The sequence below is a fragment of the Belliella calami genome (assembly GCF_022549695.1).
Lineage (GTDB): Bacteria > Bacteroidota > Bacteroidia > Cytophagales > Cyclobacteriaceae > Belliella > Belliella calami.
Genome location: NZ_JAKZGS010000036.1, coordinates 1 through 3,170, shown reverse-complemented (window position 1 = coordinate 3,170; position 3,170 = coordinate 1). Strand labels below are relative to the sequence as shown.

The 3,170-nt window shown below is 43.0% G+C and carries 1 protein-coding gene; it reads left to right on the top strand.

The genetic code is table 11. The features are described from left to right. A partial coding sequence (locus MM236_RS19575) for an MBG domain-containing protein (RefSeq protein ID WP_241276693.1) occupies window positions 1-3,076 on the top strand: 3,076 nt, incomplete at its 5' end. Between the last annotated feature and the right edge of the window lie 94 nt (window positions 3,077-3,170).

Sequence of the window (3,170 nt, the reverse complement as noted above, 5' to 3'; positions counted from 1 at the left end):
ACCAAGCATTTCTACTACAGCAACAGCAAGCTCCAATACAGGAACTTATCCAATAGCCTTGTCAGGTGGATCAGATGCAAACTATGCAATCACGCTTGCAAATGGAACATTGACGGTAGGGCAGAAATCATTGACGATCACAGCTGATGACAAATCGAAGATATACGGTGAATCAAATTCAAGCTTGACCTTTACTTATGATGGATTGGTAAATGGAGACGAGAAAGTTGCAACCGAACCAAGCATTTCTACTACAGCAACAGCAAGCTCCAATACAGGAACTTATCCAATAGCCTTGTCAGGTGGATCAGATGCAAACTATGCGATTACGCTTGTGGATGGAACATTGACAGTTGGTCAAAAAGCAGTAACGATCACAGCAGAAGATCAATCCAAAGTTTATGGTGAATCAAACCCAAGCTTGACCTTTGCATATGATGGTTTGGTAAATGGAGACGAGAAAATTTCCACCGAACCAAGTATTTCTACTACAGCAACAGCAAGCTCCAATACAGGAACTTATCCAATAGCCTTGTCAGGCGGATCAGATGCAAACTATGCGATTACACTTGCAAATGGAACATTGACAGTTGGTCAGAAAGTAGTAACGATCACAGCAGAAGATCAATCCAAAGTATACGGTGAATCAAACCCAAGCTTGACCTTTGCATATGATGGATTGGTAAATGGAGACGAGAAAATTTCCACCGAACCAAGTATTTCTACTACAGCAACAGCAAGCTCCAATACAGGAACTTATCCAATAGCCTTGTCAGGCGGATCAGATGCAAACTATGCAATCACGCTTGTGGATGGAACATTGACAGTTGGTCAAAAAGCAGTAACGATCACAGCAGAAGATCAATCCAAAGTTTATGGAGAAACCAATCCAAGCTTGTCCTTTGCATATGATGGATTGGTAAATGGAGACGAGAAAATTTCCACCGAACCAAGTATTTCTACTACAGCAACAGCAAGCTCTAATACAGGAACTTATCCAATAACCTTGTCAGGTGGAACAGATTCGAACTATGCAATCACGCTTGTAAATGGAACATTGACGGTAGGGCAGAAAGCAGTAACGATCACAGCTGATGACAAATCGAAGATATACGGTGAAGGAAATCCAAGTTTGACCTTTGCATATGATGGATTGGTAAATGGAGACGAGAAAGTTGTAACCGAACCAAGTATTTCTACTAAAGCAACAGCAAGCTCTAATACAGGAACTTATCCAATAACCTTGTCAGGTGGAACAGATGCAAACTATGCAATCACGCTTGTAAATGGAACATTGACGGTAGGGCAGAAAGCAGTGACGATCACAGCTGATGACAAATCGAAAATATACGGTGAATCAAATCCAAGCTTGACCTTTGCATATGATGGATTGGTAAATGGAGACGAGAAAGTTGCAACCGAACCAAGCATTTCTACTACGGCAACAGCAAGCTCCAATACAGGAACTTATCCAATAACCTTGTCAGGTGGATCAGATGCAAACTATGCAATCACGGTTGTGGATGGAACATTGACGGTAGAGCAGAAAACATTAACGATCACAGCAGAAGATCAATCCAAAGTTTATGGAGAAACCAACCCAAGCTTGACCTTTGCATATGATGGTTTGGTAAATGGAGACGAGAAAATTTCCACCGAACCAAGTATTTCTACTACAGCAACAGCAAGCTCCAATACAGGAACTTATCCAATAACCTTGTCAGGCGGATCAGATGCAAACTATGCAATCACGCTTGCAAATGGAACATTGACGGTTGGTCAAAAAGCAGTAACGATCACAGCAGAAGATCAATCCAAAGTTTATGGAGAATCAAACGCAAGCTTGACCTTTACATATGATGGATTGGTAAATGGAGACGAGAAAGTTGCAACCGAACCAAGTATTTCTACTACAGCAACAGCAAGCTCTAATACAGGAACTTATCCAATAACCTTGTCAGGTGGAACAGATGCAAACTATGCAATCACGCTTGTGGATGGTGAACTTGAAATAGCAAAAGCCAACCTAGAGGTTCGTGTAGAGGAAGGGCAGTCCAAGGTATTCGGCACAGCTGATCCTGAATTTGCCTTTACAGCCACAGGATTTGTGGCTAGAGACGACCAACAAGTGTTCTCGGGCAAACTGTCACGAACAGCAGGTGAGGGCGTTGGCAACTATCCAATCAATATTGGGGATTTGACTGCAGGAGCCAATTACGATATTGAGTTTAGAGGTTCAGAATTTGAAATCTTGGCAGCCGAGATAGAGATGGTCATGCAACCTTCCCCAATTGCAACAATCTGGGGTGTTGATCCAGCTTTGCCAAACACGATCATCGTGATGGCCACTGACGGTCAGTTTCTTGAGCTTCCAATCACTTGGGATTTACAAACCCTTTATATCTTCGGAAATGGGGATTATCCACTAACGGCAGTCATCAATTTGCCTTCAGGAATCCTGAATTCCCAAGGTTTGGTTGCAGAGATTGTGGTGACAGTCCTTCCAAAACCGGCACCTGAGGACATCCTACTGGACAACAACAGTTTTGAGGCTGAAGTGGGCCAGGCTATAATTGCAGTCGGCAATTTGACGGTGGTGGATCCATTGGACAACCAGCATGAAATCACACTTGCCGATCTTGCTTTCGATAATGTTTATTTCCAGATAGATAACGGGACGTTGTTTTGGAATTCAGAAGAGAGGGCAGAGGGCAGAAGGGAGTTCAAGATTCTCGTTCGTGTCAAAGACCGTGATGGAAATATCATTGAGAAAGAATTTTCGATCATCAGAAACAGGACTTCTGTGAGCAACATAGAAATCTTCAACAGCTTCACTCCAGACGGAGACAATGTCAATGACACCTGGGGAGTGGAAGAACTTCGATTCTACAACAATGTCCGCATCCAAATTTTTGAGAGAAGTGGCAACAGGGTGTTCTACACAGAGAATCCTGATGAGCGTTGGGATGGGAAGTACAGCAACAAGGAAATGCCGGTAGGGACATATTATTGGATCGTGGAAGTTGGGGAAACCGGAGAAGTGAGAAAGGGACTGCTGAACTTGATCAAACAATAGACTGAAAATGTAAATTGGACAAAGCGCCAAGGGTTTTTCCTGGCCTGGGGATCCCACTTGGTGCTTTGTCCTTCATACTACAAAAAATAGAACC